Here is a 22,648-nt window from a genome sequence, read left to right on the forward strand (position 1 = left end):
CCGGTTGAATACGCCCAGTTCACGTCCTGGGCGTTCACCCGCCGGGCGCACGACTCAGGGCTGGTCCCATCGATGGGATCGATCGGCGATTGCTATGACAACGCAGTGATCGAATCTTTCTGGGGCAGAATGCAAACCGAACTTTTGAATCGGAAACGATGGAAAACGAGGATCGAATTGGCCAACGCCATGTTCGAGCACCTCAAGATCTTCCACAATCGCCCACGGCGGCACAGTGCACTCGGGATGCTGACCCGATCGAGTTCGAGAACGTACACTTCACACGTCAACCCGTAGCCTGAAGTCAAATATGACGACTCCACGAAACTCGGGGTACATCAAAGTCTCCGGACACTCCGGTGCGATTCAACCTCGGTCCGGCTTGTCGACCAACACCGGTGCGATCTTCTCCTCTGCCGGAATCATTCTTCGAGTGCTCTTGTTCATAACCCGAAGTCGATGGAAGATACCTTCATCTCCGAATAATTGGATAGTACAAGTGTTGTGTAGACCGTATGTCATTGTTCGGGTTCCGAATCGTCGGTCGTTCCGATATGCGCCTGTCGCGCTGCCGGTTTCGACGATTTGCGGCAATGCGCGGTCTCCTGAGAGCCGACGCGCACCGCCTACCAACGATCCGAAGGGCAAATACGACCATTGAATATGTCGAGCAAACATCGAGGAAGCGGCCGTCAACATCGCTCGGCATGCTGCGGATCTCACTTATGAGGATCTTCTGAGCGGGTGGCAGAGATGACAAGCAAGACGATTCTCGACACCACTGGTGTGATCCTCCCGGCCAGCACTACGTCGCCCGAAGCCAAGGCCTTGGCTGATCTGGCCCTCGATCTCGGTGGGAACGAAGAAGCCACTTTGTTGGGGTTCGGCAGGAAAGCCCTGCTTGGCTAGCAAGTTATGTGAACGGGGCGATGGCCAACTGTCAGGATTTCAACGACCTACATCCCGACGCCGCACACATTTCGTCGCCGGTGATCCCCGCAGCAATTGCGGTGGCGGAACGCCAGGGGGTGTCACTGGAAAGGGAATTCATCACTGCCGTTGCACTGGGTGTCGATCTACAGTGCCGGTTAACCCTTGCTGCGGGAAAACCGGGAGGCCGTGCAGCCGCGTGGCATCACCCGAGCCGTATCGGCCGAAACAGGTGCCGAAGGTCCGGACGACCGACAAATACACCTCAGCGATTGAACAATCCCAGAAGTTATGACGGAAGTGGGCCAGAACCCGAAGACTTTCCCATCCGGTGAGCAAGACAGTTCAGCCGACCGTTGTGCGTGTTATCAAGGCCTGCGTGTAGTTTCCGAATTGTGTTGAGACAGAGCGATAATGGACTTTTCACTCTTGACCTCTGACGAATCATGTGGATATCCTCCCAGGGCAACAGTTTTCCGAGTAATGAATTCACATGAGTGACCACCAACTTCTGACAAGGTCCAATCTATGGCGAAACACTCTACTGCAAAACGCATGTGGGCATTTGACGCACCAAATGCAACGATTGACAAGAGCATGATAGAAGCAGGGTCGTCGGGAGACTGGATGACTCCGTTCCCCAGCTACCTCATCGAGCATTCCGGCGGTCTTGTCCTCTTCGACACCGGTCTTTCGCCCGAGGCGGCCGGCAATCCCGCTTCCGTCTACGGCGAAAGCGCCGTGAGTTCACGGATCGAATACTCCCAGGAGCAACGGCTCGACCGCCAGTTGGACAGTATCGGCTTCAAACCATCTGACGTCGAGCACGTCGTACTGTCGCACCTGCACTTCGATCACACCGGTGGGGTCGCACTTTTCCCGGATGCACTGTTCTACCTCGGCGAAGGTGAAATGGACTATGCACTGAATCCCGACACCCATCTGTGCGGGCTGTACCGACCAGAAGAGCTCAAGGCAGTTCGCAACTACCGCACGCACACGGTAGCCGGCGGAGACCACGACCTGTTCGGAGACGGCAGCATCTCGCTACTCCTCCTCCCCGGACACTCCCCCGGGTCGCTGGCGATGAAGGTTCAGTTACCCAACCGGACCATCATTCTTTCAGGCGATGTCAGCCATACACGTGCAGCATTCAAATCCGCCTGTCCGTTTTCACTGGACCAGGACAGCACGGCAGCAGTGTCCTCAATCAAACGTTTGCAGTCGATCCAGCAGGAGTCCGGCGCCGAGGTGTGGATAGGGCATGACCCTGATGATTGGGACACCTTCGGTCCTGGTAGTTACGAGTAGCAGTTGACGCCTGTGACCAATCCCTGCGTCCAACTCCGCGGGCTGTCGTCAACATTGCCGTAAACACGATTCGACACAAGTCACCTGAGCATGCACCAGTTTTTCGTTGGGATCCGTCTCATCACTGGGCGCACGCTGACCAGCTTTGATGTCCAGAGACACTCGTATAATACCGAGTCCCACACACCTATTGCTCACCCTGGCCGTCGGTCAGGGTGAGCATCAATCTCGAAGTCAGAACTCCACTTCGACGGATCCAGACACCGACCGCGCTTGACATGCCAGAATGTCGCCCCATGAGTCGGTGAACTTGGCGGGCAAGCATTGTCGAGATCCTCGGGACCAAGGATCGCGGTCTTCGCCATCCGGACTTCTCCGTTGACCACCGTGGCGGCACAGGATCCGCACTCGCCGGAAAGGCACGAATAAGGGACGTCGATCCCACGGGCGCGCAGGACCTCGACCAAGGTCCGGTTGTGCGCCCAATCCAGTTCATGCGTCTCACCCAAAATGTGAACTACGGCCTGGGCTCTATCCGTAGCATTCGGCAACTCGACGAGGAGTTCATCGACGTTAATGACGTTGTCCGAGAATGGATTTCCCGACAGTGAGCTGAAACCGGCACCGACTCAACAGAGGAGGAGACCGTGCGCTGAATCGGGCACTGCACACCGTCGCGATCACCCGGTTGCGGTGTCATCCGCAGAGCCGCGCCTACGAGACCCTCCGAACCTTGGAAGGTAACACACACCGCGACATTCGACGCTGCCTCTAACGAACCCTTGCCAGGAAACTCTACCGCGTGATGGAGTCCGCTACTAGAGATGCCAACGCCCAGATTTTCTGGTTGACAAACATAAGAGCATCGAATGGGCTACTGCGCCAGCATTTTCCGAAGGGCACCGATCTGTCTAGGTGGTCCGCCGAGGACCTCGAAGCTGTCGCTCTGGCGATCAACAACTGGCCCCGCAAGCTCCACGACTAGCGAACCCTGGCCGAGGTCTTCGACGAACAGCTACGCTCGGGGAGTGCCAGCGCGGGGGTGGGGTGCTCGGGCGAGGACTCTTGTTGGCGGGCGAGGGCGGTGCGCGCTGCGGCGAGTCCGTCCACATTCGGGTCCCGTCTGTCGTTAACTGGGTGCGCAGGTACGCTCCTATCTCCTTCGCGAAGTCATTCGCCTGCACCGGTGAGCAGGCTCATTTCGGTCTATTACAGGCCCACATAAATATTTGTAGGAAACAAGTATTGCGTTAGGCAACTGTCGATTGTTAGCCTTCCCACTGAACTGCAGATATAGGTCATTCACCCGTAAGCTGATGGAAGCGATCGAGCGTATCGCACGGGAAGGTTGGGCAGTATGACCACTGCACGCAAGATCACCACGCGCACTGCCTCGCGCGGGATCGAAGAGTCGGTGCAGTTCGCGACCGGGGTTGTTCGTCTCGCCGGCGGCACCGTCACCGAAGCGGACGAAGCCGCGGCCCGACGAGTGCTTACCGGGGTGAGCACGGCAGAACAAGAGCTGGAGGCGTTCCGCCGGGAACTGGAGCTCTGATCGTCCGTTGCCGGCGAAAACTCCACACCTCGGGCGACGATCGGTCTAGAACTAACTCCGGCCCACAGCTCCTATTTTGAAGGGGCACAATATCGTTCATGCGGTCCTTCCTCGAAGTCATGCAACATCACCTCAACCCCGGGTGAATAACTCGAGGCAGATGCACGTCGCATCGATACCGCGACAAGTTCAGCACCACAGCCAACGTTCAATCGAACGACTCCCCTTGTGTGCCCCGCTTCTTCTGGCGATGGTCAAAATCCGAGCGCACTCGATTGATCTCACGACATATTCTCGGCGTCTGCAAGATATTCGCGGTACAGCGCCGATGCGGTCGGGTTGGACACGCCGAGCTCTTCAGCGATAGCCGTGAATGTCTCACCTGCGGTACGCATCTCATACGCACGTTGCCGACGCGTAATCCGTTCGTCGAGCTTGTCCTGCTTGGCTTGCTCTCGCCGCTTCCGGCGAATGACCTTCTCCCGGTTGGCTTCCTGACGTATCGCATGCACGATCGGGAACGGCACCGCAAAACGGCCACCATTCCAGCGGTAATTGGGCATCAGGTGCGCGTTGCTGCGCAGCTCGTCGTACACCTCGGCACTGATGTTCGACCCGTAGGTCTCGAGCAGGACTGTGCGGCTGATTTCCGAAAGGCTCGCCCACAAGGCGTCGAAACCGTTGTCGTAGTCCGCGTCCGCAGCAACCGAATCCCACCCATCCCATTGGGGTAAGTCCAGAATGACAGAGGGTAGTCCGCTGGGTGTATCGCCCTTGTTGCCGATGACGCCATAGGCGAGTGCATGACGTCCGGTTGCGTTGAGCGCCAGGATGACCGGGTGCCAGTAGGCGGCAAAGGTAGGACCGAGGTAGCCGACGGTCGAATCACGAAAGTCGACGGCGACAGCGGTTGCGTCGAAGGGATTTTCGGGTTCGGGGACGAGTTCTACGAGAACACTGTGCCCATCCGGGCAGCTGCGCAGGGTCGCACTGAGCGCACTCGTGGTTTGTGCGCGATGCCAAAGTTGACCGCGCTCGAGGATGTAGGGATTTTCGCCGCGAACATAATCGGCATCACTGCGGTTGTAGACGCTGGCTTTATCGGCGTATTCGGTGAAGCTGTAACTGTACGAGTCCATGTGCTGTGTTCTCCTGACGTAACGGCGGCTGTCGGACGGCGCCGCGCTCGCTGCTGTGTGGCTTCATACCGACTCGGAGACACGCGCCGCACCCGACACACTCGGCGAAGCCGAGATGCGGCGGCATGGTCGGACTTGTCACCCGCGGGGCGCAGCCTCTGCGGCTCTCGAGCTGAGAATCTGAGCTTCGAAATCCGAGGTCATGTGATGGATCCGGGTGATCGGGTCCCACTTCATGACCCCGATCCGGTGCAGTTCCTCGAGGCTGCCGATGAATTCCTCCACGGCTTCCCCCGACTGCTGTATCTGCCTTGCCGGCACCATCTTCCCCGGCGGAGCGCAGTCCTTGGAGACGTAGGCCGGGTGCGCCAGTAGAACTGCGAGCGCCTCCTCGTAAGTCAGCGATGGGTTTTGTTCAGCCATCGCCGCGGCCATACGGGGGTACTCCCAAATCGGTGCCTCGATCACGGTCACTCTGTGGTCCTGAATCTCGGCGCTTTTGACCTTTCGGTCGGCCCGGCGGTGCGCTTTCGCGGCTGCGGTCTTGCGGTTGCGGTTCTGCTTGCTCTTTTTCGTCTTGCTCGTGGCCACTGCGGTCCTTTGCTCGGTGTGATGCCCCTACCACTGATGTACTTATAGTCTGTCGACCTTTAGTCATCACCGACACAAGCTTGTCTGCGTGGATGACGATGGCCGGGCACTCGCAGAGTTCGGCCTTCGGATCAGGAGCACGCGCTCAGCCGCGGGACTGTCCCAAGAGGAGTTGGCGCACCGGGCCGGCCTGCACCGGACGTACGTGGGCTCGGTCGAACGCGGTGAACGCAACATCAGCCTGCTCAACATCCTCACCCTCGCCACCGTGCTGGGCGTGGATCCGGGAAGCTTGGTGACCGGCATGACGCGCCCGCCCTCCCCCTCAGAGGAAACCCCGAAGTAAATTCGGATCGGGGTAGGTCCAGCTTGATTACGCCTGAACCAGAACCTTTTCCGCATCAGCTTCATAGGCAGGGCTGGCATTTATACCGCCGTAGGGGTCTGGCCGCCCTGCGCAACAGTTCATTTCGGGGGATACCGCAGGTGGCCGGGTCACCACGAGGCGGATGCAGTTCAAGCGCCCGCCGCTTACCGCCGACACCGAGTAACTACGTTTATGCCGTATACAACTAACATCGCCTCGTTGAAAAGCGATGTCACTGCTATCACCAGTTCATTTGGTTCGAACAACATGAAGTAAGAAAGAAAAGAGATCCTCGATGACTGCCAGGGTTTACACCGCGTGCCGCGATTGCAAGAATTGCACCAACTCGGCATTCGCGCACGCCGGTAGACGCGCGGGCCGCACCACAGCCCTGGTGCTCACTGCGGGCGTTTCCGAGGCTGCGATGGCGACGAAGAAGAAGTGCCGGCAGTGCGGCCATCAGATGAGTCTCCACGGCTTGCTCGACTCGCTCCCCCCTGCTGCCCCACAGCCTCCTTTCCCGGGGTATCGGCCGGTGGCACCGCCAGCGCCGACTTTTCAGGCATATCAGCAGCCGACATCTCAATACCCTGTCCCGCCCAACACCGCAGCGCCCCAGCAGCCGGGATTCTTCAAACGGTCATTCGAAACTGTTCGCGTTTTCTACACCCATCCGGACGCAGCGACGAGAATCCGCCGGCGGTTCGTCACTGCTCTCGCCCTGGCTGTCTTCGGCCTCATAGGGGGAATCGGCAACATCGCGACGGATCTCGGTGCCGCCGCCTTCGGCTTGGCTATCGCTGTGGGCGCCCTCTTGTGGGCGGCAAGAGAAAGACTGGCCACCAAAAAGCTCCACGAGAACGAGATAGCCGATCGAGCTGAAAGACAACACAGATCGGATGATCCAGATCAGCGTCTGTACGGCGATTATCCACCTGCGACCTAGTTGATATGAATCAACTGAAGTGCCGAATGTTCCCAGCTGAGACGACCTGCAGATACATTCTCAAGATCCAGGCACTGTAGCCCAGGACATCGGCAGACCCTTCGGTGCCCAACTTTCTGATCGTCGTCCACCACTGCCCTTAATTCAACCTCGGGGACTGCTGGAACACTGAACATTCTGATCCGGTGGCGGCTGTCACCACGTATTCGAGGAGACATTCGTGAAGGCCGATACGCGGGAACTCAAGCAGGTTCTGATGCCACCGACCCAGTACGTCATTCCGACATTTCAACGAGATTACGAATGGACCGAAGACGGTCAGTGGAAACTGCTGTTCGAGGACCTGGTTTCAGCTGCCGAGCGGCTTGTCCAAGCCCGTCATGACGCCCAGGCGATAAAGAAACCTGCGGCGATGTTCGAGAAGATGGTGGCCCCTCACTTCCTCGGCGCGATCGTGTGCGATCAACTTCCCTCGTTGACCGGCGGGATAGACGAGCGTGCTGTCATCGACGGGCAGCAGCGACTGACCACGTTGATGCTTTTGACCCGAGGCGTTCTCGATGCCCTGATCGAACGTGACTCAGACCTGGTCAGCCAGGTTCATCGCTTGCTGTGGAATCCCGCTGATCTCGCGAAGGAGTCTCATCAGCGGTACAAGCTCTGGCCGCGCCGTAAAGATCGTAATGTGTGGCGAACCGTCATGGACGACGAGATCGTCCCGACGGGAAATCACCTCTACGAGCAAGCTCGGCGGTTCTTCGCGCAGCAAGCGCGTGAGGCGATGACCAGCGAGGACGGATCGGATCGATCCGCGGCACTGGTTCATGCATTGGTCGGTCTGTTCAAGCTGGTGGTCATCGACCTCGAAGACAATGACGACGCTCAGGTCATCTTCGAAGTTCTCAACGGGCGGCAGACCCCCTTGTCAGCCTCCGACTTGGTCAAGAATTTGCTGTTCCTGCGCGGGGAGTTCACCGAAGACTCCGACGTCGAGGAGCTCTACGACACCTACTGGGCCGAGTTCGACGACCCGTGGTGGAAAGTGGAGATCGGCCGCGGTCACGCCGCTCGTGGTCGGCGCGATGTGGTGCTGTCCGCGTGGCTGACGGCAGCAACAGGTCATGAGGTCAATGTCGGGCATCTCTACGGCGAGGTCCGTAACTACCTCGCGGTCGCTGATCTGTCGACGAAAGAGGTACTGGCCGACATCTATGCCTACGCCCGCGCGTACGGCCGTCTGCACGGGCGTTATCCGCTCACGGACGACCGTATCGCGACGGCATATCGCCGGATCAATGCCCTCGAGGTCGTGACCGCGACACCGCTTCTGCTGTGGCTGAGCACCCGATCCGAGGAGGTCTTGTCTCCCGATGAGCACCTCGCCGCGGTCTCAGCCGTCGAATCCTGGCTCATGCGAAGAGCTTTGGTCAACGCAAATACACGAGGATACGGACGGACCTTCATCGAGGTCCTCCAAGCAGCGCAAGGCGCGGTAGCAGAGACCGGACCGATTGCAGCTGCGACCGCGGCCGCGTTGGACGGGACCGGACGAGGTCGATGGTGGCCGACCGACGAGGAGATCACCGAAAGCTTCACCACCAGACGCTTCTACGACGGCGTGCTCAGTCGTGGGCGTATACGGTTACTTCTATCCGAAATCGACCGAGCCCTGCGCGCCCGCAACACGAAAACCGAACAAGGACAGTTCGATTACGACGTTCTACAAATCGAACACATCATGCCGCGGAACTGGCCGGCGAACTGGCCGGTCGCCATTTCCGACGAATCCGATCGCGTCGCCGCCGAACAGCATCGTCAGCAGCACGTCGACCGTATCGGCAACCTCACACTGATCACGGGCTCGTTCAACGGATCGCTCAGTGACAGCGCATGGGATGTGAAACGTCCAGCACTGGTGGAGCAGTCGAAGCTTCAGCTCAATGCCCGCATCGGGGCCGCCGAGGTATGGGACGAGAGCGCGGTCACCGCCCGCGCCAAGGAACTCTCCGACATCGTGACCGGCATTTGGCGCAGCCCGACGGAGTTCGCACGCCCATAGCTAGCCTGATACCGGACTCTGTCGCATTCGCGAAGCGGTTAGCCCAGCGGCGCACACTGAGGGCGACTGTTGCCGCTCCACGGTTGCGGCCGAGGGTAGCTGCGTAGGCGCTGGTCACAATGACCTAATGGCGTGCGTGGGTGCCGAAACCAAGGGGCGCCACTGGTCAAGAGGTGCAACGTAGCTGCATGAAATTGGTGAGTTGCACTGGGGTGTCTGACCTCTGCTGTAGCTTGTGCCCGAGCACTAGGTGAGTGCCCAAGAGAAGGTGGTTGGTGTGGCGGTCAAGGTTGTCTTCCTGCACGGCATCGGTGATGGAGATCCGCGTGGAGGCTGGCTGGAAGGGCTCAATCGCGGACTGACGCAGGCGGGATACGAACCGATCGACCGCGCAAACACACTCGCTCCCCGCTACAGTGCGATCCTGTCCACCGAGGGGATCGGGGCGAAAATGCCACCGGTCACCTACCGCGTCAAGGACGATTCGAAAGCCCGCTTCGAATTCGCGAGGCGTCAGGCCAGGATCCAGCGAAGCCTGGGACTACCGTCGACGGCATCGGGGCTCGGTGCGCATTTGATGCCCGACGGTCCGCTGAACACGATGCAGGGTTTCGCGGTCGGGCATCTTTCCGCGTACGACCTCACCCAGGTGCGACGATATGTGCGCAACGAGGCCCTTCGAGGCGCGGTGCTTCGTCACCTACTCGATCAGGACTTCGGCGACGAGATCATCTTGATCGGCCACAGCCTCGGCAGTGTCATCGCGATCGACTTACTCGATCACCTGCCCGAGAACATCCGCGTCCGGCGTTTCATCACGATCGGCAGCCCCGCCGCCGCGCCTTCACTCCACGAAGGCAGTGAGCGGTTGTTGAAGAGGTTTCCGTACGCGCGGGTCGATGACTGGTCCAACATCTTCAACCCCGCCGATCTTGTGACCGGAGGGCGGGGACTGGCGCCGACGTTTCCTGCAGCGCAGGACTTCGCCATCGACATCGGATTTCTCGAACACGGCGCGGGCAACTACCTCGGGCATCCGGCAGTAGCGAATCTCGTCGCGCAGATCACCTACCCCAGCAAGAGCCTGGTACTGGCCAAGTCGGGGATCGCTGTGCGCCTAACTGATTCGCAGGCATCACTTCTCTTGCTTCTGCACTACGGCCACACCCTCGTCCGATATATCAAGGACCCGGCCGCTGCCGCACGCTACGCCGGTGCGCTCCGACTTCGGCAGGACCACGTCGTTGCCGAGATCGAAGAATTCGCCACTGTCGGCCAGCAGCCCCTGGCGGCTGAACTGCACCAGTTGATCGACGGCGGCGTCCCGACTGTGCCGCATCTGTGGGAACTACACGAAGCGGTCGGTGAACTCGCCGTCCTTGCTTTGACGAATGTGGTCGATCCGTACGAGATCGACGTCGACCGCGCACCGGTACAAGCTATTCCCGCGGTCGCGTTCGCGCTCGGCTTCAGCACCGATGTCGGAGAGAAAGTCGTTCGCGCAATCGAGGACGTGCAGAAGGCACTCGATCGCCGAGGCGGTGTGCCGTGGGGTCGGGTGCTGGGCGCAGCCGCGGGGCTCGCACTGTTGGCGGCGGGTCCAGTCGGGTTGATCGCCGCTGCACCGGTTGGCGGCGCTGGTGCAGCCGCAATCGTCGGCGGTCTCGCAGGTTTCGGCCCCGGCGGCATGGTCGGGGGACTGGCGATGCTCGGAGGATTGGCAGGTGCAGGCGGCGCTCTTGCCGCTGGCGCTGTCGCCGGCGGAGGCGACGAACAGAGCTCAGCACTCGATCTCAAGACACTCGTGCTGCGGGTGACAGTCGAGCACGCTCGCAAGATGCTCGATCTGCCGTTCGACCAGAACCTCTGGTACCAACTCGCTGACGCCGAGACACGGGTATGCGGACAGATCAACCTGTTCGAGGCGTTCAGCGACCCGAAGTCCCCCCGATTGGCGATGCTGCGCGAGATCGAAGATTCCCTCGGCCGGCTGATGACGTTCGTCATCGCCAACGGTCTTGCGCCGCGGTCCATCGAAGCCGGAGACGAGGTGCGGCTCGAAGCGCAAGAACCGGACCCGGCTGCGATCGGATAGAAATGTCGGCAGGGCATGTGATCATGGGCTGTGTCCAAAGCTGATGTGAGCAACCCGTTTTCCGCGTTGGCGGCCGGTGGTGTCGGTGGCGTGATGGCTTTTTACAAGATCCGCAAGCACCTCGCTCGGGTCGCGGACCCTGATCGTGTGGATCCCTCGCGTCACTTCTGGTTGTTCAAGGTCGCCATGCTCTCGCTGATCGTGGCCGCCCTCTGGTGGATGGTTGTCTCCATTCCCTCCGACCTGCAAGCCTTGCTAGCTGTCTTCTTGGTGGTGGCGGCGGCGATCGTCTCCTTCTTCGCTGCGATGTACGTCAACTTCCGTGCCGCCCTCCATCGCCGCACGACCGGCTACGTGATCAGCGAGGACAGCTACAAGAACGCGCCGCATTCCATCAAGGTCTCCATGCGGCGGATTTACAAAGCTGCCGCAGCGATCGAGACCGGTCGTGCCCACACCGACGGGATGTTCGGTGACATCGAGGTCACTCGATTGGTGTATTCGGCAGCCCAACGCGCAGTCCTCAGCTCCGAATTATCCTCATCCACAACCGATCTCGTACGGGTCGGCGGCATTCGAGCATCGGCCAGATCAGCCCGATCCGGTTTGAGGCCAGCCTCGTCAATGGCAGCTTCGGCTGCATAACCCCGTCCACTTTTCCTGGGGAACCTCGGGGGACTTGCTAGTCGAGAAAGTAGGCGAGGACCTTCACGTCGGAATCCAAGACCTCTTCCGAAGCCACCCCGAGCTCGAGTGCGAGCTCGACCGATCCGAGGAGGGCAACCTCCACGTCAGGGGAGAAGGCCCGTTCGAGCACCCCGAGGTAGTCGGACATGCTCGCATCGAGCTTCTCGACGAGCTCCCGGTACTCAGCGGCAAGTTGCTCGTCGAGCGCCCGCTGCTCGCCGAGGTAGCCCTCGATCAGCAACGCCTCCCGCTTGGAGAGGGAAGACGAGATGGACTTGTACATGATGAGGCCGACGGTGTTGCCGATCACGGCGCCGAGGACCGGTACCGGGATGAGAGCCTGTCCGACGCAGGAGGACAGGGCGCTGACGGCGGTCTCGAGGCAGACGAGCTCCGCGTTTTCGATGAACTCGAGCTCGTCGATCTCGCCGCGGCGGAGTTTGTTTGCCTGCTCCGCGACGCCGAAGGCCGCGGTGACGATCGAGCTGGCGACAGCGGCGGAGGTCGCGGTGAAGTTCGTGAGCGCGTAGATGCTGAACCCTCGGACACCGCCCTTGGCGACGCCGAAACCGCCTTCGCCCGCAACATCGGCCCAGTCCTCGCAGGTGAGATCCTTGAGCTGCGTGCCCGCACGGCGCTTCTCGACCACGGCCAGCACCAAAGCGGTCCCACCCTCGATGGCGGCGGCCACGAGCGTGGCCTTCGCGCCCTCCTGCAGGGTCGGGCGGCTTTGCTGGTAGGCATCGTCGCGCAGGGACTGGTCGGTGGAGCGGAGGGAACCCTCCTCCGTCTTTAGCGTCACGCCGTAGGCGCCCCTCTGCACCTCGGAGTACTCCAGGTGCGAGGGTTCGAGGGACTCGATGCCGATAGAGCCCTCGGCGAAGAAGGCTTGGATCCGGTTCCAGTCCTTGAGCGATGGGCCGTCGGCGCCGAGCGTCAGGAGCTTGCCAGCATCCTCCTGCGGCATGGCGTGCAGCTTCTGGATCACCTCGAAGTGGTCGCGGGGGATCTGGTATTTCCCACCGCTTTTGACGAAGCCGGGATACTTCTCGAGGTGTTCGGTAATCGCGCCGAGGCCGAAGCGGCCACCGGCCGCGACGAACTTCTGCTGAATCTCCACCCCGCCGCGCATCAGGTCCACGGGGCCGTTGTCATTGACCCACTGGTAGACAGCGCCCTTACCGAGGATCTGGCTCCGAGCGTTGCCGACGCCCACCTCTGCGACCTCGGCGATGAAGCCGTGCATGCCCTTGACTCCGCCGCGGTTAGCGGCGACGACTTCCAGGTCGATTTTCCTCGTCGCGTCGTGGAGGCTGGCGAGCGCGTCCTTGAGGTTCACGTCCTGCCGGTTGAGGGCGCTCAGCAGGTTGTCCAGCCGGAGCTGGTTGAGGTAGTTCACCCAGGCGGCGACCGCCTGCTCCTGGTTGCTCTTGCTTAGTGTTGCCGCGTCACTCATCAACGGCGCGCTGCTCAATGCCCTTGGGTGCGCTGCTTGATGTGCTCGCTCAGCAGCGCGGCACATGCCTTTGTGTTGTTCACCAGCGCGACGAGCTGGGATTGCTGGGCCGCAGACAGCGCGAGGAAGTCGGCTCCGAAGCACCCTAGCGCTTCGCCGTAACTCTGCAGGAGCAGCTCGCGAAGGGAGGCCGTGCGCCGGAGGAGGTAATCAATCTGGGCGTCCATAGTATTGACGAGCGCGGTGTTGTGCTTCACCGCGGTCAGCGCCTCCTGTTTCGCCTCGCGGTTCTCGAACTTGTTCTTCGCGAACAGCCCGATTGATGCGAGGAGGGTGGCCCCGGCGACTGTCCAGCCGATGGGGCCGGCGAGAGCGAGTAGCGCAGTGCCTGCTGCAGTGCCTCCGCCTCCGGCCGCGATGGCTCCTCCTCCGAGCCAGGCCAGAGCAGCCTTGGTCGCGACGGCTCCGGAGAGAGTGGAGATCGCGGTGCCAGTCGATGCGGTGCCGAAGGTGGTGGCGACCCATAACGCTGCTGTCGGGGCAATGCTCGCGACTGCGGCACCCGCAACAAGCCCGGCACCGGCGCCGGCAGCCGACTTTCGCGCGGCCTCGAGGTCCTTGCGTGCGAACTCCTCCGCCTCCAGAAACTCAGTCTTGTGGACGCCAATCTCGTCGAAGTCGGTCTCGAACGACTTCGGGGTGTGAGCGACGCTGTTCACCAACAGCTCAACAAGCTCGATCAGGTCCGTCGAACGCTCCCGCTGGCGTAGGAGAGAAAGGCCCTTGTCGTTCATCAAGGTGAACGCGCCGTTGTACTCGGCTATGACCTCTTCATAGGGATCGGGCTTCTTCGCCGTCAGCTTCTCGACGGTGTCCACAGCGGCGTCCTTGAGATCGCCGGTCTGCTCGACCAGCTGCTTTGAGCTATTCCGCGCGAACTTGCCGAAGCCCCCGACAGCCCTATCGAAGCCCTGCTTGGCCCTGTCCATCCTGAGCGGTTCAACCATCGAGAACTCCGAACTCCGTCGCTGTTTATCCTGGCTGCAAGACAGTATCGGACACGCGCGACAAAGTGGACGCACCGGTTGGTTTCGAAAGCCCGGCCGACACAGCGGGAGGACGCAGGGAATGTGCATCCTCCGCCCTTCCCTGCGTTGAACCGCGGTCGTGGGGTTTGGGGGCAGATCGACCAACACCCCGTCGAAAAACCATGCCGCGCCAGCAATTCGACATAGATTTTCAACACGGGTTCTCGACAGATCTGAAAGGATCTGACCTGCATCGTGAATCGCATCGTTAAGTGGCGGTCTTTTCGCAGAGATACATGGTCACGTGCGATGTCGAATCGAAACCCCGGGGGTCTCGAAAACCTACAGCTTTCCGAGACAGCGAGCCGACCGGATTCGAGCCTCAGCTCGGCGCGGGATGTAGACCGCGACAGTGTCTCGGAAAGTCATTTCATCGCCGCAGGTGTCCCACGATGCCGAAAAGGGCCTTCTCGAGGCATGAGGATGCCCGACCGCCCCGAGTGTCCCTCCGACACGACGAATTCCTCTTCGCTCTCGACCGACATGGGAAACGTCTCAACCGAACCCTCAACCCCGATGACTTCACCGACGCGCAAGCTAACGCCGCGGTCGAACGCATCACGCGAGGCAACTTCCGGCTCCTCGAGCCAGTCGAGAGCCGATATACCGCTTCGGATTTCAGTTGTCGGTGCCGCCGCTGCCGGCTCCTAGGCCATCGAGCATCTTCGCCAAGGCGCGGACGGTCGCGGCGTCGCTCATGTCGGCGCCTCGGGCGTATCCGAGGGTGGCACCGGTCCGCTTCTCGGCGTCACGGAGTGCACGGTAGGCGTCAAGCAACTCCACTTGCTCGTCGTAGGTCAGCGCCTCGGCCGGCGGCTGGTTTCGCTGCGTCGACGCGGGTGTTCGGCGGCCGAGACGAAACGTTCGAGTCCACCGCGAGAGTCGGCCGACGCGCGTGTGTAGGAAGGGCATGGGTCACATCCATTTCACTGATCCTGGGCGGGTACGAGTGTGTCCGGCATTTCCCGACATTTAAGAAAATCCTCTCTTCCGGTCCAGCTCGAAGTCCTGGCATGGGTCTAGGTGCGGTAGGCGTCGACGCGGTGAGAGATGGCGGTGACCTGCACTCGGCGCGTGTCCTCGTCGATGAGGTACAGCACCCGGTACGTACCGCGCCGCGCGGAGTAGGCCGGCGCAAGCGGCGCAGAGAGCTTCTTGCCGACACGGTGTGGGTTCTCGAGCAGCACTCCGGTGATGAACTCGTAGACCGCGGCCGCAACCTTCTCGGGCAAGTTCTGTTTCAGTGCGCGGGCCGCCGACCTGGCGATGGTGAGGGTGTACGGCTGGTCGGGCGCGCTCACTCGTCGTCGGTCTTCGCGGCAGCGAGGAACTCGGCGAGCGAATCGGCGTCGAGGACGTCGTCGGCCTGGACCTCGGCCATGCCGGTGATGTGGTCGGCGAGCAACGACTCGTCGGCGAGGACGGCGATGGTCTCACGCAGGGCGTCGTAGTCGTCGGCGCCGAGGAGCACGGCGGCGCGGTGCCCGTTGCGAGTGATCTCGAAGCGCTCGTGGGTGCGCTCGGCCTCGTCGACGAGACGAGAGAGCTGCGCCCGTGCATCTGCCACCGGAAGAGTCGTCATGTACACGATTCTAGCTAGAATTCGGGATGGGTCCCAGTCCGGCGCCCTGTCTCAGCAGCCGGGCTGGTCAATCGATCACGGCGCCGGGGTTCCCTCGGAACGGGCGAGCCCTCTCCCGTTCCGGTAACTCATTCCACGCTCCGGACCCAGTAACATCCCCGAAAGTGGTGCGCTGCTTTCCGCCGCGGTTCCAACACACCTGCCCACACCAGCCCAGCCGGAACTCACGTCCCACCGTGCCGGCACGGTCCACACCCGCAGGAGCCCCCACCGTGACCTCCCCCACCACCGATTCCCTCGTCGCGAAGATCGCGCAACTCCCCATCAGCGACGGCGCCATCATGTGCCAACTCCTGCGCACCACATTGCTCGCCCACGCCGATCAAGGCCGCGACATCGCCGAACCCGCCCTGCTCGGGCTCCTCGCCATCACCGGCGCCCTCGAAGAACGCCTCACCCGACTCGAAAAGACAATCCAACGCGGACCGCGGCACTTCGATGACCTCAGGATTGGTGTCGGAACTGCTCACCAACCTCGGCATCACCCGGTCGCATTCACGACCGCGAGTATCGAACGACAACCCGTACTCCGAGTCGCAATTCAAGACTCTGAAATACCTGCATGATTTCCCGACTTCGTTTGCATCACTGGATGATGCACGAGTGTTCTTGGAAGGATTCTTCAACGAGTACAACCACATTCACCGCCATTCGGGAATTGCCTGACATACGCCGGCGTCGGTGCACTTCGGGACCGCTGACGCGGTCGACGAGGCCCGGCAGATCACTCTGAACGAGGCTTACGTCGCGAACCCTGCCCGGTTTTCGCGCCGGCCAAGTCCGCCCGAGATGCCGACAGTATTCTTCATCAACGAACCGGTCTCGGAATCGCAGATCAACTGAACGTCACTGTCTCACTTGACTTGACACATAGCGCTTTCGGGGTCCCCTCCACTGTTGCGTGACTACTTCCCGAAGGGAACGGACCTCGCCATCCATTCGCCGGAGCATCTGCTGGCCGTCGAGAACGAACTCAACAGCAGTCCCAGGGTCGTCCTCCAAGACCGTTGTCCGACACAGCTGTTCACGGCTCTACTAGACACACAAGATCCGTCGGTGTTGCGACGTTGATTAGAACCCAAGATGCCGGGAAGGGGTCAAGATTCAGATGCCGTTGGCAGCCCTGCGATTCCACTACGACGAGGACGCGTTGTTTCGTGCAAAGACCGAACCGGGCAAGGGTCAGGACACACTTTTCTGACATCCGACCGACTCGCAGTCGGCGGCGTAAGAACGTGAAATCCGGCCCACGGATAGCTCCCGCAAAAAGGTTGTAGTGGATTAATTACAAGCGCGAAAATCGTAGTTTCCAGGGACAGGGTCTCGCATGAATTCCGAACAGTTTGTACGTCACCCACCCTTCGCGACATGGCCCCGGACGGTAGTGACAGTGATCCTGACGGACTGCTCCTGCAACTTCTGTAAAGACGTCGGGGAAACCTGTTTTCATCCCAGCGCACCGTCGAGGGATAAAACAGTTGACCCCCTCCAGAGAGAATTTCTTAAGTTCCCTCCACTACGCGGTCACTCCGTTGCGACGTTTCGCAATGGCAACAAGATCGTCGATCGTGAGTTTATCCTGAAGGTATTCGACGAACACTGCTTGACTGGCAGCGTCCATCGTGCGCCCTTCGAGTGCCATGATCGGAACCAACTTGTCGTACTCGGATCGGGCCTCTGCTTCGGTAAGACGGTTCATGATTGCGACTCCTCCTTGCTCACAGCGTCTTGCTGTGGAACTTCTTACTCTTCCGATCTTCCTGTGGCTCGTGCACTCGGTGCGAACAGTTTTCGCAATACACGTTCGTGACGGTTCGCTCAGAAGTTCCCGACCGGGCGGACCACTACTCCGAGTTTGCACCCCGCCATCCGACATCGGTGCACTGAACGCATTCCAGTCGGGATGGAGTGCAGCGCAACGTTTCCTGGTCTCGTTCAGTCGCATATCCCCAGCACTTCCACCCACACCGGCACGGCATGACCGTCACCGATTACCGCATTGAAATGTGCACCGATTCCAAGCGAGGAGTGAAGTCACCGAACTGCACCCTGTTGCCTGAACACCGCTCCGCGTTGGGCCCAGATGCACCCGAGAAAAACTGCACTCCAAAAAAATTGACAATACCCGGATATACGACCGCAAACGGATCCGTCGATCCACAGTTCACCAACATTTTGGGGCATCAAGAAAATGGCTATCCCGGTAAGTGTGAAAACGACCGGGCAGCCCCTTCGGTATCCACTGCGGAGCCATCATTCACGCAGGGTGGCCGACGCCTGTATCTCGACAAGAAGCCCCGGCTTTACCAGATCTGCCACCACGAGAGATCTGACTGGTCGGTGGTCCCCGAATCGTTCGCTCCATGCCCTGTTCAATCCGGTATACAGGACACGATCGGTGAGATAGACCGTCGCCCAGGCAACGTCGCGCAGCGTCGCTCCGCGTTCACCCAAGATGCATTCGAGTCGATCGAGGACGCAGTGGACCTGCGTCTCCACATCGCCGGCACCGACGATTCTTCCCTCCGCGTCGAGCGCGACTTGCCCCGCTGCGTGTAATACACCATTCACCACAACACCTTGAGAGTACGGAGCAATAGCCTTACCCAGAATCGGCGGATTGATGAACTCCATGTTCATGCCTCCCGTCCGACTGCTAGGGGCGCGAAATCGGCCGCCAAAGAAGTTCGTTCAGCTACCAACTCCCGCAGTTCTACCGGGCTGCCGAGGATGGCTTCCGTTGCAATCGCATTCTTGAGATAGAGATGAGGGTCAGCCTCCCAGGTAAATCCGATACCGCCGTGTAGGTGCAGTGCAGACTCTGCGACCTTGAAGTAAACGTCCGAGACGTAAGCAGCCACCAGCGGCGCAAATATGCGACGCTGCTCGGGCACCTCGGCCGCCGTTCGGGTTGCATTGGCGATCAACGCCCATCCTGTCTCCACATCAACTGTCATATCTGCGAGCTGATGCTTGACTGCTTGGAAGGACGAAATTGTTCGATCGAATTGCCGACGTTGACCGAGGTACTCCATCGTCGTGTCGAATGTCGCACGCGCCGCCCCGATTTGCATGGCCGACAATACGAGTCGGCCTATATCGATGGCGTCCTCCAGAGCTCGCACAGCCAACTCGCCCTCGGCGATTCGGATGGCCTCGACCTTCTGAAAGTCGCAGCGCCCACTGCGGGTCACCGGATCCAGGCTCTTCTCCCCGTTGATCGTTAAACCGGGCGCGTCACTGCGGCACAGGAAGAGTCCGGGGACGCCGTCGGATTCAGCGGCGAAGACGAGAACGTGGTCGGCAACGTCGGCGTCCAAAACGAGCGGTTTAACTCCTGATAGAAGATAACCGCTGTTATCGTCCGTCGCTACGGCACGTACTCGCGGCGTGGTGGGCACCAGCCACGACGATGCATCCTCTGCCCAGGCCACAGTGGTGGTGGCGCTGCCCTCTGCCATCAGCACTAGCAGCGAATGGCCGGTCTCCCCGCAGGCGGACAGTGTCAGGGTGGCGATGGTGGCGGAACTCAGGTACGGCACAGCGAAGAGATGTTTGCCTATCGGTTCGGCCGCGGCGATGAGCACATCGACACCTAGTCCGAGCCCGCCGAGTTCTTCGGGAACGCAGACTGCGGACAGAGCTGTCGTCTCGCAGATAGCTTTCCAATCGTCTCCGTACCATCCAGATCCGTCGATATTACGGGCGTTCTCGAGGGATTTCTGATCCTCGGCGTATCTATCGATCAGTGCAACGATCTCGGCGAGATGACCGTCATAACCTGCCAGCGTCATGCCTTGCGCTCCTTCGGAAGTCCCAGCAAGCGTTCGGAGATAATGTTGCGCTGCACTTCACTCGCCCCCGCATATATTGTTTCTCCCTCGCCCAGGAACAAAGTGTCCTGTGCAGCGCTGAGGGTGTAACTTTCTTCGTCTGCACGGAAGGTCGATCGTGCACCGATCGCATTGAGATAGTGACGACCCATCCGTCTGTGGGACTCACTCCACACATATTTGTAAATCGTGCCTTCCGGGCCTTCCGGGCCACCCTGAAGCAACCTGGTCATTTGGCTCATGCCCATCGAACGCACAACCTCAATGAGCGTGTATGCCTGAGCGAGTTCCTGCCGCACAAGCCGATCATCAAGTCGTTCGGTTTCCGCGAGTTGCCCGAGTACGTCGCGGAATTCGAGCATGAACTCAAAGTGCCGCGAGGCGTATCCCATCGCCCGCTCGGCCCCGAGAGTGGTCATCGTGACCTGCCAGCCGTTCCCAAGTCCGTCGATGACGTCGGCCATCTCAGCGACTGCACCGTCGAAATACACCTCGCAGTAGTCCGAACGTCCATCGATCTGTCGGATCGGGCGTACCTCGACGTTGTTATCGGTCATTGGCACCAACACGAACGTCAGTCCGGCGTGCTTCGACGCGGAAAAATCGGTACGGCATAGCACGAAACTCCAGTTGGCCGTAGCTGCTTCCGACGTCCAAATCTTCTGTCCACTGATGCGCAGCACGTCACCATCAACAACGCCCTTTGTCCTCACGCTGGCGAGGTCTGATCCGGCGCCTGGCTCGGAGAATCCCTGACAATAGAAATCTTGCAGGTTTATGATCCGAGGAAGGAGGCGGCGTTTCTGTTCTTCACTGGCGTGAGCGATGAGTGCGGGCCCGACCAAGGACTCACCGAATCCGAGCATTGGTCGTGGCACCCCGGCCAGCGCGAACTGCTCATCGAGGATGTTCACTTCGAGCGGCCCAAGACCGGCGCCGCCGTATTCGGGGGGCCATGAGGCGCACAACCAACCACGGTCCCGGACTAGGTCGACCCATTTCTGCATTGGGGTGCCCACCTCAAGGGGTCCCCACACGTCACCATCTCGAGGCAGTCCCTCAATACGATTGTCCTCGATCCACTTGCGGACCTCAGTAGCAAACTTGCCCTGCCTAGTCATTCCTTCACCCTTCAGACCAGCCGTGCCGGCATCGGAATCTCGCGTCGGTTCTCGAACCGTGCGAGCCGATACGGTGTGAGATCGATCGACAGTTTCTCGTCCGACATCTGCTGCGCGAGTAGCTCTCCCACGACGGGGCCGAAACCGAAACCCTGTCCGTTGAACCCTGCAGCCATGAACAGACCCTCATAGTTTTCGACACGACCTATGATGGGTAAAGAGTCCGGCGTCATGTCGACCGCGCCGGCGATCTTCTTGACGATGCGGGCGCCAGCGAGCGATGGCATCGCCTTCTGAAGCTCGGCGAGCTTGCGCTCGGGGAAGTTCTTCGGGATTGTCGGTTCGTAACCGACCGGTGCTGGCCGGTTACGCCAGGCCGCCTGCATTTCGTATCCCATGATTCGCGGATCGAGGCGCATCTGTACCTCTTTGCGACGGGCCCACAGTCGTGGCGCCCAGAGATCGAGATCACGGAAATCGTGAAAGCTTAGATAGTGGCCGGCACCGAGCTGTTCGTAGCCACCCGTTACCCTAATGACACCATCCGCCAGCTGTCTCGCACCAAAGGCAGGGCCACGTAGGAAGTAGTCGAATGCGCTGTCGAGCGGTTGGGTTTCTCCGTGATAGATGGTCGCGAACTGCACTGGCATACGAACGTTGAGCTTGTTTAGAAGCCTATTGGTCCACACACCGGCGACCAACAAAACCTGCTTGGCGGTGATCAGCTCACCATCGGCGAGCTCCACACCGGTGACTCGACCCTCCCGGCTGGTAACCCGGGACACGAGAGTGGCGGTCTGGAACTGAACACCTCGTTCTCGTGCAAGCGCAGCAAAAGCTCGGGTGGCACTGATCGGCTCAAGGAGCGCGTCGTTCGCGGAGTAAGCAGCCAGGCTGATGCCCGGTCCCAGTTCAGGGAACTTGTCGTAAACCGTTTCGGTACCAAGTAATTCGATATTTCCGCCGTGGTCTCGGGCGGTGCTCAGCATCTCGTGGAGGATCATCTCGTCGTGCGGCGTGTATGCCGGGCAGACCCGACCCATCCTCTGGTATTCAAAGGGTTCGGGCAGCGTATTGACGGCCTCATCCCATTTTTTGATGCTGGCACCGGCGAGATCAGAGGCGTGCTTGCCGAGAATCCCGATGGCGCCCATGTTTCGACCGCTGGCTTCGAACGCCACATCGTCCTTCTCTACGATGACGACCTTGTGTCCCCTCAACGCAAGTTCCGCTGCTGCAGCGCAGCCGTTGATACCTGCGCCGACTACCACCACATCATATGACGTAGGCATCTACTCTGCCCCCTCATCTCGTTTAGTCATGATGTTAATTATGGTACATAAACTGACATAAAACAATGATAAGTAAGGAAATTTACAGAACGTATTGGCTTACCATGTCCGCAACGCATACAGGCCGCTCATTGCCCTGTCCATACAGCGCGATACGCCAGACCGCTTGAATTCCTGCATCTCGCCCGTCAACCGTCAACAACTCGGCCGAGCCGGTCACCGCCGTCCCGGTGCGCAAAGGAGCCGGGAACCGCACCCGGTTCAAGCCGTAGTTCAATCCGTGGCTGAAACCTATCGTCGTCTGTAACTCGTCCAGAATCGACGAACACAAGGCCAGCGTGAAAAATCCGTGCACAATCGTGCCTCCGAACAGAGACCTGGCCGCACGCTCAGGATCGGTGTGTATCCATTGCATGTCATCGGTCAACCGGCCGAACTGCACCACCGACTCCTGGTCGATGACGCGCCACTGAGTCGGCCCGAGCCGAATACCGACTGCGCGCGTCAATTCGTCAGGTCCATCGAAAATCATCCTG

General features: G+C 60.2%; 27 protein-coding genes and 2 pseudogenes. 14 read left to right on the top strand and 15 right to left on the bottom strand.

Annotated features, from left to right (window positions below):
- From RG2_RS29370 to RG2_RS29385, 4 genes are all read left to right on the top strand, one after another.
- Positions 1-297, top strand: a 297-nt coding sequence (locus RG2_RS29370; protein WP_139278900.1) for an integrase core domain-containing protein, incomplete at its 5' end; no start/stop codon positions are given.
- Between the two features lie 456 nt (positions 298-753).
- Positions 754-909, top strand: coding sequence for an MmgE/PrpD family protein (locus tag RG2_RS31625; RefSeq protein WP_139278901.1), 156 nt, complete (start codon positions 754-756; stop codon positions 907-909).
- A gap of 8 nt (positions 910-917) precedes the next feature.
- Positions 918-1,265 carry an MmgE/PrpD family protein gene (locus RG2_RS32775; protein WP_072782799.1) on the top strand — a complete coding sequence of 116 codons (348 nt, stop codon included), beginning with the start codon at positions 918-920 and terminating at the stop codon, positions 1,263-1,265.
- Positions 1,266-1,557: 292 nt separating this feature from the next.
- Entirely contained in the window at positions 1,558-2,241 is a 684-nt protein-coding gene (locus tag RG2_RS29385) for an N-acyl homoserine lactonase family protein (RefSeq protein WP_165826414.1), read from the top strand.
- 194 nt (positions 2,242-2,435) lie between these two features.
- On the opposite strand, the gene RG2_RS32780 is transcribed toward RG2_RS29385, so the two are convergent.
- On the bottom strand, positions 2,436-2,792 hold the full coding sequence (locus RG2_RS32780; protein ID WP_072782801.1) for a 2Fe-2S iron-sulfur cluster-binding protein: 357 nt from the start codon (positions 2,790-2,792) through the stop codon (positions 2,436-2,438).
- Positions 2,793-2,872: 80 nt separating this feature from the next.
- Between RG2_RS32780 and RG2_RS31375 the strand changes: the two are divergent.
- The 3 genes and pseudogenes from RG2_RS31375 to RG2_RS29405 form a co-directional block, all read left to right on the top strand.
- A pseudogene (locus RG2_RS31375) lies at positions 2,873-3,016 on the top strand (IS110 family transposase); the annotation flags it as partial.
- Positions 3,017-3,106: 90 nt separating this feature from the next.
- Positions 3,107-3,214 (top strand): annotated as a pseudogene (locus RG2_RS29400) (IS30 family transposase); the annotation flags it as partial.
- Positions 3,215-3,598: 384 nt separating this feature from the next.
- Positions 3,599-3,796, top strand: coding sequence for a hypothetical protein (locus tag RG2_RS29405; protein ID WP_033237333.1), 198 nt, complete (start codon positions 3,599-3,601; stop codon positions 3,794-3,796).
- Between the two features lie 281 nt (positions 3,797-4,077).
- Here the strand turns inward: RG2_RS29405 and RG2_RS29410 are convergent, their stop codons facing one another.
- Both RG2_RS29410 and RG2_RS29415 read right to left on the bottom strand, forming a co-directional pair.
- A complete protein-coding gene (locus RG2_RS29410; protein ID WP_033237334.1) occupies positions 4,078-4,935 on the bottom strand; it encodes a hypothetical protein in 858 nt (285 codons plus the stop codon).
- A gap of 138 nt (positions 4,936-5,073) precedes the next feature.
- Complete coding sequence (locus RG2_RS29415) at positions 5,074-5,526, bottom strand: hypothetical protein (protein ID WP_033237335.1); 453 nt, start codon at positions 5,524-5,526, stop codon at positions 5,074-5,076.
- 88 nt (positions 5,527-5,614) lie between these two features.
- Here RG2_RS29415 and RG2_RS29420 point away from each other — a divergent pair, with 88 nt between their 5' ends.
- On the top strand, positions 5,615-5,872 hold the full coding sequence (locus tag RG2_RS29420; protein ID WP_033237336.1) for a helix-turn-helix domain-containing protein: 258 nt from the start codon (positions 5,615-5,617) through the stop codon (positions 5,870-5,872).
- Positions 5,873-6,533: 661 nt separating this feature from the next.
- Here RG2_RS29420 and RG2_RS31630 read toward each other — a convergent pair.
- A complete protein-coding gene (locus RG2_RS31630; protein ID WP_133637985.1) occupies positions 6,534-6,785 on the bottom strand; it encodes a hypothetical protein in 252 nt (83 codons plus the stop codon).
- A 274-nt stretch (positions 6,786-7,059) separates the two neighbouring features.
- On the opposite strand from RG2_RS31630, the gene RG2_RS29430 reads away from it, so the two are divergent.
- From RG2_RS29430 to RG2_RS29440, 3 genes are all read left to right on the top strand, one after another.
- Positions 7,060-8,898, top strand: a complete 1,839-nt coding sequence (locus RG2_RS29430) for a DUF262 domain-containing protein (protein ID WP_033237338.1) — start codon at positions 7,060-7,062, stop codon at positions 8,896-8,898.
- Positions 8,899-9,175: 277 nt separating this feature from the next.
- Positions 9,176-10,993 carry an alpha/beta hydrolase family protein gene (locus tag RG2_RS29435; RefSeq protein ID WP_051730850.1) on the top strand — a complete coding sequence of 606 codons (1,818 nt, stop codon included), beginning with the start codon at positions 9,176-9,178 and terminating at the stop codon, positions 10,991-10,993.
- A gap of 30 nt (positions 10,994-11,023) precedes the next feature.
- Complete coding sequence (locus RG2_RS29440) at positions 11,024-11,638, top strand: hypothetical protein (protein ID WP_051730849.1); 615 nt, start codon at positions 11,024-11,026, stop codon at positions 11,636-11,638.
- A 37-nt stretch (positions 11,639-11,675) separates the two neighbouring features.
- On the opposite strand, the gene RG2_RS29445 is transcribed toward RG2_RS29440, so the two are convergent.
- The 5 genes from RG2_RS29445 to RG2_RS29470 form a co-directional block, all read right to left on the bottom strand.
- Positions 11,676-13,136, bottom strand: a complete 1,461-nt coding sequence (locus RG2_RS29445) for a hypothetical protein (RefSeq protein ID WP_033237339.1) — start codon at positions 13,134-13,136, stop codon at positions 11,676-11,678.
- Positions 13,137-13,150: 14 nt separating this feature from the next.
- A complete protein-coding gene (locus RG2_RS29450; RefSeq protein ID WP_033237340.1) occupies positions 13,151-14,143 on the bottom strand; it encodes a hypothetical protein in 993 nt (330 codons plus the stop codon).
- A gap of 699 nt (positions 14,144-14,842) precedes the next feature.
- Positions 14,843-15,136, bottom strand: coding sequence for a hypothetical protein (locus tag RG2_RS29460; RefSeq protein WP_033237341.1), 294 nt, complete (start codon positions 15,134-15,136; stop codon positions 14,843-14,845).
- 107 nt (positions 15,137-15,243) lie between these two features.
- Positions 15,244-15,525: a type II toxin-antitoxin system RelE family toxin gene (locus tag RG2_RS29465; protein ID WP_033236816.1), complete on the bottom strand. Its 282-nt coding sequence runs from the start codon at positions 15,523-15,525 to the stop codon at positions 15,244-15,246.
- On the bottom strand, positions 15,522-15,812 hold the full coding sequence (locus tag RG2_RS29470; RefSeq protein ID WP_033237165.1) for a type II toxin-antitoxin system Phd/YefM family antitoxin: 291 nt from the start codon (positions 15,810-15,812) through the stop codon (positions 15,522-15,524). Before RG2_RS29470 ends, RG2_RS29465 begins: the two co-directional genes overlap by 4 nt.
- 266 nt (positions 15,813-16,078) lie before the next feature.
- Between RG2_RS29470 and RG2_RS32785 the strand changes: the two genes are divergently transcribed.
- The 3 genes from RG2_RS32785 to RG2_RS31975 are packed head-to-tail and all read left to right on the top strand — an operon-like array spanning position 16,079 to position 16,709.
- Entirely contained in the window at positions 16,079-16,432 is a 354-nt protein-coding gene (locus tag RG2_RS32785) for a hypothetical protein (RefSeq protein WP_371851356.1), read from the top strand.
- The gene (locus RG2_RS29480; protein WP_371851355.1) at positions 16,347-16,532 is read left to right on the top strand and encodes an integrase core domain-containing protein; all 186 of its coding nucleotides are present in this window, start codon (positions 16,347-16,349) and stop codon (positions 16,530-16,532) included. Before RG2_RS32785 ends, RG2_RS29480 begins: the two co-directional genes overlap by 86 nt.
- A 15-nt stretch (positions 16,533-16,547) precedes the next feature.
- Positions 16,548-16,709, top strand: coding sequence for a hypothetical protein (locus RG2_RS31975; RefSeq protein WP_167378162.1), 162 nt, complete (start codon positions 16,548-16,550; stop codon positions 16,707-16,709).
- 673 nt (positions 16,710-17,382) lie between these two features.
- On the opposite strand, the gene RG2_RS29485 is transcribed toward RG2_RS31975, so the two are convergent.
- The 6 genes from RG2_RS29485 to RG2_RS29510 all read right to left on the bottom strand — a co-directional run bounded on the left by RG2_RS29485 (position 17,383) and on the right by RG2_RS29510 (position 22,644).
- Positions 17,383-17,565: a hypothetical protein gene (locus RG2_RS29485; RefSeq protein ID WP_033237167.1), complete on the bottom strand. Its 183-nt coding sequence runs from the start codon at positions 17,563-17,565 to the stop codon at positions 17,383-17,385.
- A 554-nt stretch (positions 17,566-18,119) separates the two neighbouring features.
- Positions 18,120-18,506: a RidA family protein gene (locus RG2_RS29490; RefSeq protein ID WP_080711892.1), complete on the bottom strand. Its 387-nt coding sequence runs from the start codon at positions 18,504-18,506 to the stop codon at positions 18,120-18,122.
- Positions 18,503-19,660: an acyl-CoA dehydrogenase family protein gene (locus tag RG2_RS29495; RefSeq protein WP_051730804.1), complete on the bottom strand. Its 1,158-nt coding sequence runs from the start codon at positions 19,658-19,660 to the stop codon at positions 18,503-18,505. The genes RG2_RS29490 and RG2_RS29495 overlap by 4 nt, the downstream gene beginning before the upstream one ends.
- Complete coding sequence (locus RG2_RS29500) at positions 19,657-20,706, bottom strand: acyl-CoA dehydrogenase family protein (RefSeq protein WP_341477512.1); 1,050 nt, start codon at positions 20,704-20,706, stop codon at positions 19,657-19,659. Before RG2_RS29500 ends, RG2_RS29495 begins: the two co-directional genes overlap by 4 nt.
- A 125-nt stretch (positions 20,707-20,831) precedes the next feature.
- On the bottom strand, positions 20,832-22,094 hold the full coding sequence (locus RG2_RS29505; RefSeq protein WP_033237169.1) for an NAD(P)/FAD-dependent oxidoreductase: 1,263 nt from the start codon (positions 22,092-22,094) through the stop codon (positions 20,832-20,834).
- A gap of 100 nt (positions 22,095-22,194) precedes the next feature.
- Complete coding sequence (locus tag RG2_RS29510; protein WP_033237170.1) at positions 22,195-22,644, bottom strand: MaoC family dehydratase; 450 nt, start codon at positions 22,642-22,644, stop codon at positions 22,195-22,197.
- Positions 22,645-22,648 lie beyond the last annotated feature (4 nt).

The organism is Rhodococcus globerulus NBRC 14531, assembly GCF_001894805.1.
GTDB classification, from domain to species: domain Bacteria; phylum Actinomycetota; class Actinomycetes; order Mycobacteriales; family Mycobacteriaceae; genus Rhodococcus_F; species Rhodococcus_F globerula.

Excerpts from the sequence above, each read along its gene's own strand:
- RG2_RS31625 (WP_139278901.1), top strand. The coding sequence starts at position 754 with ATGACAAGCAAGACGATTCTCGACACCACTGGTGTGATCCTCCCGGCC.
- RG2_RS29385 (WP_165826414.1), top strand. The coding sequence starts at position 1,558 with ATGACTCCGTTCCCCAGCTACCTCATCGAGCATTCCGGCGGTCTTGTC.
- RG2_RS29405 (WP_033237333.1), top strand. The coding sequence starts at position 3,599 with ATGACCACTGCACGCAAGATCACCACGCGCACTGCCTCGCGCGGGATC.
- RG2_RS29410 (WP_033237334.1), bottom strand. The coding sequence starts at position 4,935 with ATGGACTCGTACAGTTACAGCTTCACCGAATACGCCGATAAAGCCAGC.
- RG2_RS29445 (WP_033237339.1), bottom strand. The coding sequence starts at position 13,136 with ATGAGTGACGCGGCAACACTAAGCAAGAGCAACCAGGAGCAGGCGGTC.
- RG2_RS29450 (WP_033237340.1), bottom strand. The coding sequence starts at position 14,143 with ATGGTTGAACCGCTCAGGATGGACAGGGCCAAGCAGGGCTTCGATAGG.
- RG2_RS29460 (WP_033237341.1), bottom strand. The coding sequence starts at position 15,136 with ATGCCCTTCCTACACACGCGCGTCGGCCGACTCTCGCGGTGGACTCGA.
- RG2_RS29485 (WP_033237167.1), bottom strand. The coding sequence starts at position 17,565 with ATGAACCGTCTTACCGAAGCAGAGGCCCGATCCGAGTACGACAAGTTG.
- RG2_RS29490 (WP_080711892.1), bottom strand. The coding sequence starts at position 18,506 with ATGAACATGGAGTTCATCAATCCGCCGATTCTGGGTAAGGCTATTGCT.
- RG2_RS29495 (WP_051730804.1), bottom strand. The coding sequence starts at position 19,660 with ATGACGCTGGCAGGTTATGACGGTCATCTCGCCGAGATCGTTGCACTG.
- RG2_RS29500 (WP_341477512.1), bottom strand. The coding sequence starts at position 20,706 with ATGCAGAAATGGGTCGACCTAGTCCGGGACCGTGGTTGGTTGTGCGCC.
- RG2_RS29510 (WP_033237170.1), bottom strand. The coding sequence starts at position 22,644 with ATGATTTTCGATGGACCTGACGAATTGACGCGCGCAGTCGGTATTCGG.